Origin of the sequence: Flavobacterium sp. JAS (assembly GCF_020991455.1) — a bacterium.
GTDB lineage: Bacteria > Bacteroidota > Bacteroidia > Flavobacteriales > Flavobacteriaceae > Flavobacterium.
In genome coordinates, this window is the sequence record NZ_JAJMOX010000021.1 from 1 (window position 1) to 17,641 (window position 17,641).

General features: G+C 33.8%; 13 protein-coding genes. 10 read left to right on the forward strand and 3 right to left on the reverse strand.

Translation table 11 applies throughout. The annotated features are described in order from the left end of the window. Nucleotides 1–490: 490 nt before the first annotated feature. From LPB88_RS22825 to LPB88_RS22835, 3 genes are all read right to left on the reverse strand, one after another. A complete protein-coding gene (locus tag LPB88_RS22825; RefSeq protein WP_230717970.1) occupies nt 491–1,879 on the reverse strand; it encodes an MFS transporter in 1,389 nt (462 codons plus the stop codon). 732 nt (nt 1,880–2,611) lie between these two features. Further along, nucleotides 2,612–3,625: a GntR family transcriptional regulator gene (locus LPB88_RS22830; protein ID WP_230717971.1), complete on the reverse strand. Its 1,014-nt coding sequence runs from the start codon at nt 3,623–3,625 to the stop codon at nt 2,612–2,614. 271 nt (nt 3,626–3,896) lie between these two features. After that, on the reverse strand, nt 3,897–4,016 hold the full coding sequence (locus tag LPB88_RS22835; RefSeq protein WP_230717972.1) for a winged helix-turn-helix transcriptional regulator: 120 nt from the start codon (nt 4,014–4,016) through the stop codon (nt 3,897–3,899). Nucleotides 4,017–4,313: 297 nt separating this feature from the next. Between LPB88_RS22835 and LPB88_RS22840 the strand changes: the two genes are divergently transcribed. The 10 genes from LPB88_RS22840 (at nt 4,314) to LPB88_RS22885 (ending at nt 17,562) form a co-directional block, all read left to right on the forward strand. Then, a complete protein-coding gene (locus LPB88_RS22840) occupies nt 4,314–5,060 on the forward strand; it encodes an SDR family oxidoreductase (RefSeq protein ID WP_230717973.1) in 747 nt (248 codons plus the stop codon). Nucleotides 5,061–5,124: 64 nt separating this feature from the next. After that, nucleotides 5,125–5,292 carry an AAA family ATPase gene (locus LPB88_RS22845; RefSeq protein WP_370635910.1) on the forward strand — a complete coding sequence of 56 codons (168 nt, stop codon included), beginning with the start codon at nt 5,125–5,127 and terminating at the stop codon, nt 5,290–5,292. 610 nt (nt 5,293–5,902) lie between these two features. Beyond that, complete coding sequence (locus LPB88_RS22850; protein WP_230717974.1) at nt 5,903–6,724, forward strand: SDR family NAD(P)-dependent oxidoreductase; 822 nt, start codon at nt 5,903–5,905, stop codon at nt 6,722–6,724. Between the two features lie 58 nt (nt 6,725–6,782). Beyond that, entirely contained in the window at nt 6,783–7,679 is an 897-nt protein-coding gene (locus tag LPB88_RS22855) for an AraC family transcriptional regulator (protein WP_230717975.1), read from the forward strand. A gap of 705 nt (nt 7,680–8,384) precedes the next feature. Beyond that, entirely contained in the window at nt 8,385–9,179 is a 795-nt protein-coding gene (locus LPB88_RS22860) for a DJ-1/PfpI family protein (RefSeq protein WP_230717976.1), read from the forward strand. Between the two features lie 318 nt (nt 9,180–9,497). After that, a complete protein-coding gene (locus LPB88_RS22865; RefSeq protein WP_230717977.1) occupies nt 9,498–10,259 on the forward strand; it encodes a lysophospholipid acyltransferase family protein in 762 nt (253 codons plus the stop codon). Between the two features lie 942 nt (nt 10,260–11,201). Continuing rightward, complete coding sequence (locus LPB88_RS22870; RefSeq protein ID WP_230717978.1) at nt 11,202–12,098, forward strand: AraC family transcriptional regulator; 897 nt, start codon at nt 11,202–11,204, stop codon at nt 12,096–12,098. A gap of 342 nt (nt 12,099–12,440) precedes the next feature. Beyond that, on the forward strand, nt 12,441–13,034 hold the full coding sequence (locus tag LPB88_RS22875) for a TetR/AcrR family transcriptional regulator (protein WP_230717979.1): 594 nt from the start codon (nt 12,441–12,443) through the stop codon (nt 13,032–13,034). 131 nt (nt 13,035–13,165) lie between these two features. Further along, nucleotides 13,166–14,389, forward strand: coding sequence for an efflux RND transporter periplasmic adaptor subunit (locus LPB88_RS22880; protein WP_230717980.1), 1,224 nt, complete (start codon nt 13,166–13,168; stop codon nt 14,387–14,389). Between the two features lie 11 nt (nt 14,390–14,400). Next, nucleotides 14,401–17,562 carry an efflux RND transporter permease subunit gene (locus LPB88_RS22885; RefSeq protein WP_230717981.1) on the forward strand — a complete coding sequence of 1,054 codons (3,162 nt, stop codon included), beginning with the start codon at nt 14,401–14,403 and terminating at the stop codon, nt 17,560–17,562. The last annotated feature ends 79 nt before the right edge of the window (nt 17,563–17,641 follow it).

Sequence of the window (17,641 nt, forward strand, 5' to 3'; positions counted from 1 at the left end):
TTTCGCAAACAATATATTTCATATATGTAAAATTATTTATTCTATTCAGTCGTTTATGGGTACAAAAGCTTAAGATTGAAGTAATTAATTGTTAGGAAAATACCCAATGTTGATTATCTGCGAAGGCAGGGAATTCATTTGTTGTCCAGCCCGGTATAAATACCAAATTGAAAATATTTTGTGAAGTCCTAAACAAAAGCAGAACATTGAACCTCGGGCCCAAACCACTACCAATAAAATAATATATTAGGTCACCTTACAAGATCCGGCCCTGCTTTTGCAAATACTTTAGTTAGCGGTATTGTTCGCTGAGATTAAGACACAGTTATTCTCTCACTTTATTCTAAGTCGGCACAATAGAATAATTGATGAAATTCGTTATACTTAATCCATAAAAAAAATTTGGGCCAAAACAATGCCATACCAACAAAACTCTTTCTTCTTACACATCAATTAGATCATTCATTTTCCTGATCAATAAAAGTGAATACTATTTTGTATTTGTTGAAATTTTATATATTCCTCCAAATTTCAATAATAGCCATGCTATTGGATGCAAAAAAGCCATTATTAAAAACCACTGGGCATACCCTTGACCTTGTACTGCATTTAATACTGGATCTAATAGCATATCAAAAGCTTTGTCTAAAAAACCTGCTGGTTTATTAGATGGGCCTGTAACCATAGAAGCCACTATCATATTCATAATAATCCCGCCAACTGTACTACCAGCAGCTACAACACTAAATACAGTTCCTAATGAATGTTTAGGTACAATATCTACTACTAACGAGCTAATGTTAATTAGCCAGGCCAAAGCACCTATTACTGTTAATAAAGTTAATATTAATGACATATTCAAATCTGTTGCTGATGCTATAAAGGCTGACAAAGGCATCAGCAAAGCACATACCAACATAACCCACATTCTACTAGCAACAGGCATAACTCCTTTTTTTACAATTTTACCTGATATAAAGCCTCCCAGTAGGCTCCCAACTCCAGCTGCTGCGTAAATTACCCAGGTAATTTTCAATTGCTCTTGGGTAAGGTTTCTATCCGAACTTAAATATTTCGGGAACCAAAATTGGTAGAAATACCAAACTGGATCAGTAATTAAACGGGCCAATAATAAAAGCCACGTTCCTCTAAAAGAGAGCACTTGTTTCCAAGACCACGGATTTACACGTTCTGAACTTTCTCCATCTTCAGCTCGTGAAGCAGTTTGCAACATAGTCAATTCAGAGGTGGTGATTAACTTACTTTTTTCTGGTTGTCTGTAAATGATTAACCAAGGGATAAGCCATACCAAACCAGCTAATCCTGTTAGTATAAATGCTATACGCCAACCTTGGCCATTGCCTAACCAATTGGCTATATTAGGAATTATCTCTACATAATTATAAGTGGCTAATGGGATAACAATGTAAGGGGCAATAGTAGCCCCAACAGTAGCGCCCATAGTATACAAGCCTATTGCCAACGCCCTTTCTTTTGCCGGAAACCACTCCGAAACGGCCTTTGACGCTGCTGGCCAAATGCCGGCCTCACCTAAACCTAATCCAAATCTATAAAAACTTAGAGAGTTTACGCCACGTGCAGCAGCGGTAAGCATGTTGAATACCGACCACCATGCTACGAAGAAAAACAAACTGGCACGAGTACCAATTTTATCAGCAACTCGACCTGAAATCAAATAAGCGATAGTATAAGCTATTAAGAATATATTGATAACGTTGGCATATTCTTGATCATCCATATCCAAATCTAACTGTATAGTCGGAGCTAAAGCAGATAAGGTTTGCCTATCAACATAATTTAGAACGGCAGCAACAAATAATAATACAATAATCCACCAACGCATGCCTTTTATTTTCATATTTAATTTATTAATCAGTTAAATAATATTCTTTTTATTAATCCCTTTTTCAAGCAATACCGCATCAAAGGTCAAAGTATTTCTTTTTTCATTTCGATAGATGTTCTCTCCAAAATCCAGTTAATCATTCCTCCTGCTCCAGACCCTTAATTATTATTACCCAAGTGATATATAGCTCCCTAAATTCTAATAGTACTTCATTAGATATATTAGGTATATCTCGGCTAATGTCATCAACAATTTTATCTCAGGCAGTATCTATAACATATCCCAAACCTGCTAATCCTCCAGTTACAACTACCGATCTGATGTAGCAATCCTATCTCAATTATAAGAGTAGTCCCCCCCTCTATCGGCTGCAAAATTAAAGTCCGGTAACAAAACCGATCCTTAAAAAATATTACAATTGCACAAATATGTCAACCTGGATATATTGAAACGACAACTAGTCTGGTTTGGTTTGGTTGGTAAATATAGGACATTTTTTAGAATAACAAACAAAAACCGTATTTTTTTCAAATAACAAAAAACAGATCCTGCTAACCAGTACAGCAATATATAATCAAAAAGAAGAAGGTAAATACACCCAATAGGCACAAACAAAAGAGGGAATCAAAAAAAACCTTATCTTGATTTACGCCAAGGATAAGGATAATTTTAAAAAATAAACACAATGAAAATTTTCAAAGCAAACACGTAAAAAACAATAACTTAAAAGAACAAAAAATAACTCTATATTGAATCTCTTATAATAATTTCTGAAGGATTAACTTCTGTGACAGTTTCATTATTATTTATCACCTCAGCAGCTCGTTGTCCCATTCTAAAAAAATCAGTAGAAATAACAGTTATTCCTCCTTCTAAAACTTCCTTCAACTGTGTTTCATTATAAGATATTACACCAATCTCTTTTCCAAGATTGCAGCTGTTTTTTCTACAGAACTTAATAATTTTCACAAGATCATCATTTTTCTCACTAATTAAGATATACAAATTTCCTTTTTTAATCTCATCAATTTCGTTGTGATCAATAGTTGAATTTTTCACGCCAAAACGAGCACAGTATTTTTCAAAACCCTGCAGGACTGAAGTTCTATGTGGGGCTGTTGAAGGAGCAACCAAGCAAATTTCATCGTACTTCTTAATCTTATCAGAAACTTTCGAAAGCGACTCAAAAATGTCATTCTCAAAATTTTGATAAATTTGACTATGCTGCATTAAAACTCCTTGCTCTTTTTGATCAATTAGAATTAATTTGCCTTCTGGAATTAAATTGAGCACATCACTTACACCTTCATTAAAAAAAGTGCTAATCACAAAATGAGTATAAGAATTCAGATTTTCGACTATCAATGACTTGAAAACTTTTTTATTACCATGATGAAAAAAGATATCAACTTCAGAGTTTTTATCTAAATTAAATCTTAAACCATCATAGATTCTTTCTTTAAATGAAGTCATCTTATCTAACATAAAAAAAACTCTATATTGAATACTTGTATTTACCTTAGTAATAAAGTAACCTTTTCTATTAGACGAGGCAATAATTCCTTTTTCTGAAAGAATATTTAATGATTTAAAAACAGTTTCACGACTGAGTCCTAATTTATCTGAAATATTTTTAACAGAGGGAAGTCTATCATTAATTTGAGCATTTCCGGATGTTATATAATCAACAATAGTATCTACTAACTGTTTGTATTTCGGGATTTTAGATTCAGGATTAATTTCTAAATGTTCAAGCATAAACGATAATTAAAATAGTTGAAACAAATATAGACAAACGCATCAATAAATACCAGACCAGACTAGTTTTTTATATTACAAAATAAAGATACAACAATCATTAAATGTGAAATGCTTTACATACCTACATACATTAACACTCGTTTTAATATCCAAGTCTACTACCATTAAAGATATTCTCTACAATAGCCTTCATATTTTGGCAAGGGTTATTATAAGTTAAAAAAGAGGTCTTTAATTTATTTATCCTCTATAATTACTTTTCGATGTTTTATGCCCCAATCAGTAAGATTGTTATTATAGTTCCCAACGTTTTGCCATATTCCGTTAGATGGTATTGTACGGTTACAGGCTGAGTGTCTAAAACAGTACGGGTTATTAATTTGTTCAACTCCAGCTCGTTTTATTCCTTGCTCAGCATCTTATTTGAAATACCATTAGCATCAACTAAAAGATCAGAGAATCTTCTTTTGTTGTAATAGCAAATAGATGAAAAAATAGAAATTTTCCATTCAATGCAGCCATCGCATCATGGACACCCTTACTTTTTTTTATGTCCGATTTGACATTCTTTGTCACTCATGAGTTGCTTTGTTACTCAAATGTTACTGTTACTTTTTGTTACAAAGTGACTAAAATAAATTCAACTACACTAACTTCGTAAAATAAATAGCAAAATAATTAAAAAATGAATTTCACAAACAAAAATGTCATCATTACTGGTGGTAGTGCAGGAATTGGATTTGCAACCGCAAAAGAATTTATTGATGCTGGAGCAAATGTTTGGATTACAGGAAGAAATGCCGAAAATTTGGAAAAAGCGGCAATCGAAATCAATAGTACAAGATTGAAAACTGTAGTTTCAGACACTTCAAAACTTGAAGATATCTCTCTTTTGGAAAAAGCTTTTTCAGATAGCAACACTAAATTAGATGTTCTTTTTCTTAATGCAGGAGTAGCTAAATTTACACCAATTGCTCAGGTAACAGAAGCAGAATTTGACTTACAATTTAATACTAACGTCAAAGGTCACTTTTTTACTCTGCAAAAATTGCTTCCTTATTTAGTAGATGGCGCATCAGTCATATTTACCTCATCAACAACTGCAATATCGGCAAATTTAACAACTAGTGTATATTCTGCCACCAAAGGAGCATTAAATAAAATTGCTCATATTGCAGCAAATGAACTTGCAGGGAGAAAAATACGTGTAAACATTGTTAGCCCTGGGCCAGTGGTAACCCCTGGCTTAAATAGGGTCGCAACTGCTGAGGTAAAAGAGTACTTAGCTAATAATGCTTTTGCACTACAAAGATTAGGAGATCCATCTGAAATAGCAAGAACAGTATTATTCCTAGCTTCGGATTCAGCTAGTTTTATCACAGGAACTGATATTGTAGTTGACGGAGGATATATCAATTATGCGCTTAAATAAAACCATCACTTATTTCTTTATGAATAAGGTCGATTATTGGGAAATAAGATAAAAAACATACTTAATTGTATTATTTGACAAAATAGAGAAAGCACATTGCGATATACAAAATCCATTCTTGCAAATTATGGGTAAATGGAAACTTCATGACCAATTAGCAACAGAATATGATTTTTCAAATTCTATTATTCTTTGTAATCTAAATATTAGTCCTGACTATTTTCTTTATTAAGAAATATAAAAAAATAGCAAGTGCTCCTCTAGGTCCCTGTTCTTATAGTACTGTATGAAGTCCAATATTTATTGGGATTAAATCAAAGTTTGTGCAGCCGCTTCCTCCACTAGTTTCAAAAGAAACTTTAAAAGTCAAAAGCCTTTAAATTTCGATGTTTAAAGGCTTTTTCTTAGCAAAAAAGAAAACTAAAAGATGTGAATTTCCCAAGAATTCACTGTCATTAATAGTAGCAGCTCTCAAAATTTTTAAATCAATTTGAGTATTAACTTAAAAACTAAATATGATAAAGTAATTTTTATCAAAAATCGGACAAAGTAGATAAAAACGGCAAATTATCGATATTCTGGAATATATGGAGAGACTAAGGTAATACGATTTAATCAAAATTTTCAAATTATCAACGTTGACAGAAAAATACTTATCTAACTTCATCGCTAAAAAGAATATGATTCCCGAATATCAGGGAAATGGTTTTGAAATGAGTTACAAGTTGTGAGTTAGAATAGAGGTAAATCGTTAAAACGTTTCATTATTACCAACTTTTGTATCACAATCGCTATTCTCAATAAGCACAACTTTGTCCTTACTATTTATTAAAAATAAAATAATGGCAAAAACAATTTTTATAACAGGTGCATCCCGTGGATTCGGAAGGATTTGGACAGAGGCATTTTTAAGACGTGGCGATAATGTAGTTGCGGCTGTCCGCAACCCTGAAACATTAACCGAACTTGCAGAAGAATTCTCTTTAAATTTATTGGTTATAAAGCTTGATGTCACTGATAGAAGTGAAAGTTTTAAAGCAATTCAAACTGCCAAAAAACACTTCGGGACCATTGACGTCTTAATCAACAATGCCGGTTTTGGACACATTGGGGCGATAGAGGAACTAAATGAAAAAGATGTTAGGGCGCAATTTGAAACCAATGTACTGGGGTCATTAGGGACTATTCAGGCAGTTCTGCCAATTATGCGTGAGCAATACTCAGGACATATCATTCAACTTTCAAGTGCCCTGGGATTGAATACAATATCACTAATGGGGCTTTATAGTGCTACCAAGTTTGCAATAGAAGGTCTTACTGAAACTTTGGCCGGCGAAGTTCGTGGATTTGGTATTAATGTGACCATTGTAGAGCCAACTGGTTATTCCACAGATTTCTTCAAAGCAACTTCTCTTGCACTCAGCGAATCAATACCAGTTTACGACAGCATAAAAAAAGATTTTTATGACCTCAATATTGTGCAGAATTTCGGCAAACCCGCAGCAACTGCCAATGCCATTCTAAGCTTGGTGGATTCGGAAAATCCGCCATTAAGATTACTATTGGGCAAAAATGCTTATTCCTGGACAAAACAAACTTACGAAGAACGACTCAAAACATGGGAATTATGGCAAGATGTTGCTGTGGCAGCACATGGTCAATAAAAATTTAAAAAAATATCCGAATCTGGCTTTGCCCAGTTCTGTTTTAATAAAAAAACAAATGAAACATTTCAAAAAAATCAGCGATCTACATGAAGCACTCGATGTAAAACCTCCGGAGAACCCGCTTTTTAGTATGGCATATGGTGAAGGGGACACATGTACAGCTAAAAGTACTCTTGAATTTTCGTCCGAATTTTATATCATAGGATTTAAAAAGTTGAAATCCGGCAGTATGTTGTATGGGAAAACAAAGTATCATCATGAGCGTGGTTCAATGTTGTTCACAAAGCCCCATCAGAAAGTGGTTTTTAAAAATGTGGAATTACAGGAACATGGATTTCTAATTGTTATTCATGAAGATTTTTTACCTGGAACAGCTCTTTACAACGAAATCAAGAGATATAGCTATTTCAATTATGAGGTCAATGAGGGATTACATCTTTCGCCAGCAGAAGAGGATATCATCTGGAATCTGTATTTCAGCATTGAAAAAGAATACAATAATAATACTGACGAACTAAGCAAAGCCATTATTGTAAGTCATCTGGATGCAATGCTTAAATATGCACAGCGCTTTTATAAAAGGCAGTTTATAAACCGTACGCAGCTAATTGGTTCTACACTCACCAAGTTTAATGCTTTGCTGATTGCAAATTTTGAAGAAAGAAAAACAAAAAATATTGGACTGCCAACAGTATCACTAATGGCAGAGAAGCTAAATATATCTCCTCGATATTTAACTGATTTACTTAAGCAGGAAACAGGAAAGACCGCTCTAGAACTTATTCATCTTTTTTTGATGGGTGAGGCAAAAAACTTATTGACCCAAGGTGACCTGAACATTTCTGAGGTTTCCCATTTACTAGGCTTTGAAAACACAACCTATTTTTCTCGCTTGTTTAAAAAAGAAGTAGGCCGCACACCAAATGAATTCAAAGTAAACAGATTAAATTAATTTTAAAATATTATAAAATGATTCATAACTTTTTTACAAAAGCAAAAAAAATACTGATATTTTATCGGAAAAAAGAGAAAGACTTTTCGATAACATATTTTGCAAAAAAACTTTTCATTCCCTTACACCCTTTAAGTCTTACCAAAAAAAAGCTAAAAAAACCGCACGGAATCATGTACACATAGCTCTTTTGTAGGTAGCGAGACATTGAAATACATAAACCAGCTATTTCATAAAAAATTGGACTGTCGCTTGTCTTTCACTAAGTCTGCGCATTTTGCTAACTTCTTTAAGAAACAAGAAAAAATTACGCTTTTGCAATATTGAAAATCAAAACAAATTTAATTTTTGCACTTGTATCTTTAATTTTTCTGAGATTTTCCCGATTTACTCATTGAATCTTTACCGTATCAAAAAATAAAATTATTGTAATTTCTAATTGGCAGATAAAAATAAACATTTAGCAGGTATTAAAAATACTTGCTTTCGAACTACAAAAACACAAGTTGCAGGAAATTAGCATTGTAAGTTATCACATTTTTCAATCACCGAAAGAACCTTAAAAACTTACATTGCCTGAAGAATATGTGTCGCTGAATGGTCTTGTTGCACTTGCATAACAAAAGTTACACACCAATAGTCAAATAACAACTACAACCGGTTCTTTCAAAAAGAGCAGGCGATACACACATTAAATTATAATTAATGAAAAAAGTAAAAATTTTAGTTTACTTATCAACAGTTACAGAGGTACCGTATAGGAAAGCAAATTCACAGGAAGCAGGTATTTTCTTAAACGAATTAGTTAAGCCTTTGATGCCATTATATGAAGCCGGACATCAAATTGATTTTATAAGTCGTCACGGCAAGACCTCTGCCATTGTTGACAAAGCCTCATTTAATTTAATCTGTTGGCGCTTTTCAAAAAAACAACGCGAAAAATCTCTTGATTTTTTAGAAAAACTCTATGAACTTGGTATGCTTAATCCTATGAAAGTTTCACGCGTATTAAAAAACCAACAATTGCTAAGCTCTTATGACGTTCTTTTCATTCCAGGTGGACAAACATCGATTACCGATGTATTGTATAAAAATTGGTCGAAAAACTTCCTATACAATAAAAAAACAGGAGAATTGTTACTTCATTTTCATCAAAACAATAAAATAACAGCTACTATCGGCCATGGAAGTGCGACTTTGGCAGCCGCACCCAGCATTGAAGGACGATGGATTTACAGCGGTTACAAAATGACATGTGTATCAATGTTAGCTCAACGATTGGTAGAAGATGTTTCATTTTTCAATTCAGGCGGACATATGTATGATTATCCCATTCCAATTCTTAGACGAAGAGGCGGTATTGTACAAAATCTATTATTAGGCAAATCGCTTGTAATTGAAGATCGAGAACTTATAACCGGACAAGATTCTACAAGTGCTGATGAACTTGGACGTAAACTAAAAAATAAAATCGATAAATATCTTTCGGGAAAAGTTTAGTCAAGTATATAAAAGCAAAAGTAATTTTAATTGCAGTTCGTAAATGGGAATGAGAAATAGACTGTAAAAAAACAATCACTAAAAAAAAGGTTTGCCTTTTTACATAGGGCGGATTTAACATTCGAAATAGAGTTGTTGCGTTAAAACTGATGCACAACAAAATGATTTGATAGAATATTTTAAAACCTTCGTGAATTTACAATGAATCCTGTGTACTTAGTTTGACTAAAAAACTAATTCCATCAACTAAGAAAGTGTAAAAATAAGTCAAGGCTCAAATCCTCTTTAAAAATCAAATATCAAATTAAAAATAAATTCATGGAGAAGATATATGTATTGTTGGGATTTATAATTGGAAAAGTGTTTAGATATAGAAACAGTGTGATCGTTCAAAACATGTCTCGTTCTTTTCCGGATGAATCATATAATGAAATTAAAAAGAAAAAAGAGGACTACTATCAAAATTTGGGCAGACTTCTCTTTGAGAACATTATCTGTGGTAGCGCTCCTCTTAAGGTCACAGAGAAGTCATTACAGTTGCTGAGTGATTTACAAAAAGAGAACAGACATATTATTTTATTATTAGGACATTACGGCAACTGGGAAGCAACAAATCAACTACATGATATTACAGGCTTAAAAGTTCAAGTATTATACAAACCTATAAAAAATATTTTTTTTAATAAGTTAATGATTAGAAGACGAACAAAACATGGAGTGAAATTAATAAATTATTCTAATAGTCTGCGAACTTTGGCGAGACAAAAAGACTGCCACTTAACCTTATTTATAGCCGATCAGTTTACTAATGGAAGAGGATTATCTGTCAATTTTTTAAATCAAAAAACCCATGTATTTAATGGGGCTGAGAATATTGCAAAATATCTTAATGCTTATGTAGGTTATGCTGAAATTATCCCAAACAGTAATTTTGGGTGGCAACTTTCTATAAACACAATATCAAATGCAGCAGGAAACTCTATAGAAGGCGATATATCACAATCCTATATAAAAGAACTTGAAAAAAGCATCAAAAAAGATCCTTCGTTATGGCTATGGTCGCATAAACGCTGGAAATAAGGTTCTGTCGCCTCTATTTTACTAAAACATATAAGTTGTTAATAGTATAAAGTTATGCTACTAAAGAACAAAATGATTTAAACATAGTTATCCCAAGGTCAATGATTTGACATTTTCTGAGCATGTGCACAACCTCAATTCCACTAAGAGTTCTCTTTGCATATTGAAAATTTTTAAAGCCTAAGCCATTTTGTATCCTCTATTTTATAAATCAATGATATAAGTACTAAGTTAGAATAGGGACAAATCGTTAAAACGTTTCATTATTGCCTACTTTTGTATCACAATCGTTGTCCTCAATAATCAGAACTTTGTCCTCAATTTAATTATTAAAAATAAATAATGACAAAAACAATTTTTATAACGGGTGCATCCCGTGAATTAAGAAAGATTTAGACAGAGGCATTCTTAAGACGTGACGATAAAATAGTTGTGGCTCTTCGCAATCCCGAAACATTAACAAAACTTATAAAAGAATTTTTATTTAACCTACTATTTATAAAGCCTGATGTTAATGATAGATGCGAAAGTTTTAAAGCAATTGAAACTGCAAAAAAAATACTTCGGCACCATTGACATATTAATCAATAATGCTGGCTTTGGACACATTGGGCGATAGAGAAACTAAATGAAAAAGATGTTAGGGCAGAATTTGAAACCAATGTACTCCGGTCATTATCATAACTCGATATTGATCAGAATTTAGCTAACCCTGCAGTAACTGTTAATGTTATTCTTAGCTTGGTGAATTCGGAAAATCCACCATTGAAAGATTAATTTCAGGTAAACCGCTTGCTCCTGGACAAAGCAAACTTACGTAGAACGGCTCAAAACATGGGAATCATGTCAGGATCTTTCGGTGGCAGCACATGGTTAATAAAAATTAAAAAAAAACGATCAGAATCTGGCTTTGCCGGCCTTTGATTTTAATAAAGACTACAAATGAAACATTTCAAAAAAATCAGTGATCTGCATCAAGCCATGGATATAAAACCTCCGGAGCACCCCCTTTTTAGTACGGCATATGGTGAAGGAGACAAATGTACATCTAAAAGTACTCTTGAATTTTCGTCCGAATTTTATATCATAGGATTTAAAAAGTTGAAATCCGGCAGCATGTTGTATGGAAAAACAAAATATCATCATGAGCGTGGTTCAATGTTGTTCATAAAGCCCCATCAGAAAGTGATTTTTAAAAATGTGGAATTACAGGAACATGGATTTCTAATTGTTATTCATGAAGATTTTTTACAAGGAACAGCACTTTACAACGAAATCAAAAAATATAGTTATTTTGATTATGAGGTCAATGAGGCATTATGTCTTTCACCTGCAGAAGAGAATATCATCTGGAATTTGTATTTCAGCATTGAAAAAGAATACAATAATAATACTGACGAACTAAGCAAAGCTATTATTGTAAGTCATCTGGATGCAATGCTTAAATATGCCCAGCGCTTCTATAAAAGACAGTTTATTAACCGCACGGAACTAAATGGGTCTACATTCACCAAATTCAATGCTTTGCTGGCTGCTAATTTTGAAGAAAGAAAAATAAAAAACATTGGATTGCCAACGGTATCTCTTATGGCAGAGAAGCTAAATATATCTCCTCGATATTTAACTGATTTACTTAAGCAGGAAACAGGAAAGACCGCTCTAGAACTTATACATCTTTTTTTAATGGGTGAAGCAAAAAACTTATTGATCCAAGGTGAGCTGAACATATCTGAAATTTCTCATTTGCTAGGTTTTGAAAACACAACCTACTTTTCTCGCCTGTTTAAAAAAGAAGTAGGCAGCACGCCAAACGAATTCAAAGTAAACAGATTAAATTAATAGATAAATCTTATGAAATGATTCGTAACTTTTTACAGAAGTAAAAAAAAAATAATGTTTTATCGGGAAAAAGAGGGAGATTTTTCAAGTAACATATTTTACAAAAAAACTTTACATTCTCAAAAGGTTGGTATAAGTAAAGAGCCATAAAAGAAGTACTTTTTAAAACTCTGCTTCATAAAAAATACAAAATTAAAGAAGACCTTATAATTAAAAACTTATGGCAGTTTTTTAATACTAGTCTCTACAACAATAAGAAAATATTATGACAAATTATTTCATAATCAGAAAAAACACCAAATATGTGCACAATAGTGTTACACAATTTAATACTTAAATAAAATGGCTAGTAAAGATCGTATTTTAAGACAAAAAGAAGAGACTAGAAGTAACATTCTTGAGGCTGCTTATGCTATCGTCAAAGAAGAAGGATGGCAAGGTCTGAGTATGCGAAAAATTGCTAATAAGATCGAATATACAGCTCCTATCATTTATGAATACTTCTCGAATAAAGAAGCTATCCTTAATGAACTGACCGGAAAAGGTTTTATCAAGTTAGCAAAAAAACTTCAGGAAGCCCGGGATAAATTCGAAAAACCGCAAGAACAATTAGAAGCCATGTGGATGGCATATTGGAATTTTGCTTTTACAGATACTGAAATGTATCAGGTGATGTTTGGAGTGCAAATGAATTGCTGTTCAAAGCAGTGTTCAGCACACGAAATACCCTACAAATTATTCACTTCGGTAATTGCTAAGATTACCCAAAAAAGTAATCCTACTGACGAAGTTATCAAACAAAAATATTTCACTTTCTTCTCTGCAATACATGGTTTGATTGCAATTAATATCATCAATAAAAGTGAAATAATGGAAACCATTAACAATCAAATCTTAAAAAATGCCATTGGAGGCATTATAAAATCAATACAATAAAAAAAAATTCACATTAACTTAACAGTAATAAATGATTTAACACCATTTCTTAAATAGATTTGAAATGTACAGTTATTAGAATTTTTTCGCAATTGCACTTAACAACGTTAGATAATTAAATATAGTTAAATATGAATACCGATAATGTCAGAATACCACAAAAATTAACTCAAAAGAATGTTCAACAAATTAAATCCAATACAAAAATGAAAAATGTAATTCTAACCAGTTTTATTCTGGCACTCGTGCTAAGCAGCTGTGCAGATAAGTCGCAAGCTCCTGCAGCTCCCGCTCCTCCCTTATTACCCGTTTTAGCTATTTCAAGCGAAAACACAACTACCGATACTGAGTATCCAGCTTCTATACAAGGAACTGTAGATGTAGAAATTCGGCCGCAAGTAAGCGGAAATCTTGAAAAAGTTTATGTAGACGAAGGTGCATATGTAACAAAAGGTCAAACTTTATTTAAAATCAACGAGCGTCCATTTCGTGAGCAATTAAACAATGCTTTGGCAAGTCTTCACGCCTATGAAGCTGCTTTAATCAACGCACAATTAGAAGTAGATAAATTAACGCCTTTGGTACAAAACAAAGTAGTTTCAGATTATCAATTAAAAACTGCTAAAGCTTCTCAAAAAATCGCTGCTGCCAACATCGAACAGGCAAAAGCCCAAGTAGGATCGGCTAAAATTAATTTAGGATATACTACTGTAACAGCTCCGGTGAGCGGTTACATTGGAAGATTACCTAAAAAACAAGGAAGTTTGGTTTCTGCAACGGATGTTGAGCCTTTAACAAACTTATCTGATGTTCATGAAGTTTATGCTTATTTCTCTTTAGGTGAAACTGATTTTATCAACTTTAAAGCACAATATACAGGAAACAGTTTAGGAGATAAACTAAAAAGACTACCGCCGGTAACTTTGATCTTAGCGGATAATACCGCTTATCCACAAACCGGAAAAATCGATATGGTAGATGGTCAATTCGATAAAACTACCGGAGCGATTACTTTAAGAGTGACTTTTCCTAATGCCGGCGGAACTTTGCGTTCAGGAAATACAGGAAAAATTCGTTTAGGTCTTCAACATGACGATGCTGTTTTGGTTCCGCAATCGGCTACTGTAGAAATGCAGGATAAAGTTTTTGTTTTTACAGTTAATAAAGAAAACAAAGTGACCAAAATACCTATCACGATTATTGGAAAAAGTGGAACTAATTATCTTATCAAAGATGGTGTAAAATCTGGCGACCAAATCGTGTTAAGCGGCATCGATAAACTTCAGGAAGGACAAGTAATCCAACCTCAAAAATCATCTCCTGCAAAAGTTACCCAAATAATTAACAAAAAATAATTTTTACGAAAATGTTCAAAATATTTATACAAAGACCTGTACTGGCAACTGTTATTTCCATTTTGTTGGTAATATTAGGTATACTTGGTCTTACGAAGTTGCCCTTACAACAGTTTCCTGATATTGCACCACCATCGGTTTTGGTAACGGCGACTTATCCGGGAGCTAACGCAGAAACGGTTTTACGTTCTGTTGCCCCCTCTCTGGAAGAGGCTATAAACGGTGTTGAGAACATGACTTATATGAGCTCTACAGCCAGTAACGACGGGTCTCTTGCTATCACGGTTTTCTTTAAACTAGGAACTAATGCAGATCAGGCTGCCGTTAACGTGCAAAACAGAGTTGCTCAGGCAACAAGCCAATTACCGGCAGAGGTGGTACAACAAGGTGTAACTACTGCTAAACAACAAAACAGTTTTATCATGGCCATTGGTATGTTTACCGAAGATGAGTCAAAATACGATCAGACTTTTGTTACCAATTATGCTCAAATTAATGTAATACCGGAAATTAAACGTATTCCCGGAGTTGGTGCTGTCACTCTTTTAGGTGGTGTACAAGATTACTCGATGCGTGTATGGTTAAATCCAACGCAAATGTCAACTTATAAAGTTACTCCTAACGAAGTAATGGCAGCGATTCAGGACAAAAGTTTAGAGGCTGCTCCAGGGAAATTTGGAGAAAGAAGTACAGAAGTTTTTGAATATATAATTAAATACAAAGGGAAATTAACCAAACCCGAAGATTATCAAAACATTGCCATTCGCTCTAATGCAGATGGTTCAGTACTTCGTCTTAAAGATGTAGCCAGAGTGGAGCTTGGTGCTTATTCTTATAACAGTTTAACACGTTTGAATGGTAAAAAAGGAGTTGTAATTGGTATTATCCAGTTAGCAGGTTCTAACTCTAATGATATTCAGGTTGCCATTAACAAATTAATGGTTAAGGCTTCTAAAGATTTCCCTACAGGAGTAAAACACAATATTTTCTATAGTACAAAAGTTTCTTTGGATCAATCGATTGAACAAGTTAAGCATACTTTAATTGAAGCGTTTATATTGGTATTCATCGTAGTATTTATATTCCTTCAGGATTTTAGATCAACCTTAATTCCGGCAATTGCGGTTCCTGTTGCAATTTTAGGAACGTTCTTTTTCATGCAGTTATTTGGATTCTCAATTAACTTATTGACCTTATTTGCTTTAATTTTAGCAATTGGTATTGTGGTCGATGATGCAATTGTCGTCGTCGAGGCTGTCCATGCTAAAATGGAACACAAACACTTATCTCCAAAAGTGGCAACACACGAAGCGATGCACGAAATAACGGGTGCAATTATTTCGATTACTTTGGTAATGGCTGCGGTATTCCTGCCGGTTGGTTTTATGGAAGGCTCAACAGGAGTTTTCTACCGTCAGTTTGCCTTTACAATGGCAATTGCAATTGTAATTTCAGCAGTAAACGCTTTGACTTTAAGTCCTGCCCTAGCCGCTTTGTTCTTAAAAGACAATCATGAAGCAAACGGAGATACACTATACGTAAAACAAGGGTTTAAAGAGAAATTCTTCAACGGATTCAATAGTAGTTTTGAGTCATTAACCAACCGTTATGTTGGAGGTTTGAATTTTTTAATACGTAGAAAATGGTTAAGCATTGGTGGTTTGGCTTTAATCACTGTAGCTACTATAGTAATGGTTAAAACAACTCCTGCAGGATTTATCCCAACTGAAGATCAAGGATTTATTGCCATTGCAGTAAACACACCATCAGGAACATCTCTTGACGGAACTCAAAAAGTAATGACTCAGGCTGAAAATACTTTAAGAAGTTTGGATGCATCACGATTTGTAACAGCAGTTTCAGGTTTTAACTTGTTGACCAATTCTACAAGCCCGTCTTCATCTATTGTTTTCGTATTGTTAAAACCTAATGAAGAGCGTGGTGATATTAAAAATATCGACGAAATTATGAATCTAATTCGTGGCAAATTAGGTGCTATTTCCGGTGGAAGTTTCTTTGTATTTAGTTTCCCAACCGTTCCCGGATTTAGTAACGTTGAAGCTTTAGATTTAGTACTTCAGGATAAAACCGGTGGTAAGTTGGATAAATTTAGTGGAATCTCTCAAAACTTCATCGGAGAATTAATGAAACGTCCGGAAATTGCAGTAGCATTTACCACTTTCAAAGCCGATTATCCTCAATTGCAATTGGATATCAATGATGAAAAAGCAGATCAATTAGGCGTTAAAGTAAAAGATATTCTGCAAACGATGCAAGCTTATTTTGGTAGTGCGCAAGCATCCGACTTTAACCGATTTGGTAAATATTACAGAGTTGTTGTTCAGGCAGATATTGCTGACAGAGCTGATCCATCATCGATCGACAGAGTTTTTGTGAAAAACAAAAATGGCGAAATGGTACCCATAAATACCTTGGTAAAACTAACCCGTATTTATGGTTCTGAAACCGCTTCGAGATACAACTTGTTTAATTCGATTTCGATTAATGCAATTCCGAAACCTGGATTTAGTTCCGGAGATGCAATTAAAGCAATCGAAGAAGTTGCAGCACAACAATTACCTGCGGGTTATGGTTTTGAGTTTTCAGGACAAACTCGTGAAGAGATTTCGTCCGGAGGTCAATCGGCAACGATTTTCTTACTGTGTTTGATATTCATCTATTTCTTACTTGCCGCACAGTATGAAAGTTACATTTTGCCTTTGGCCGTAATCTTATCTATCCCTGTAGGTATTTTTGGAGTATTCGTAGCTATTGGATTAACCGGAATCGAAAACAACATTTATGTACAAGTTGCATTGGTAATGTTAATTGGACTGCTCGCCAAGAATGCAATTTTGATTGTCGAGTTCGCCGTCCAAAAACGAAAATCAGGTCAGGAACTAGTAAGAGCCTCAATAGATGCAGCCAAACTACGTCTAAGACCAATTATCATGACCTCACTGGCCTTTATTGTGGGATTAATCCCGATGATGAGCGCCACAGGACCATCAGCTCAGGGTAACCACTCGATTAGTATTGGAGCTGCAGGAGGTATGATTTCAGGAGTAATACTTGGTTTATTTATTATACCTGTTTTATTTATCATCTTCCAGCATTTACAAGAAAAGGTTTCTGGAAAACCAGTAGCCGTAATTCATAACGAAGAAAAATAAAAATGGAAAATTATATAACAGCAATCCTTTTAGCCATCATTGCCGGCATTGGATACATATCCTATAAAATCTATAAAGA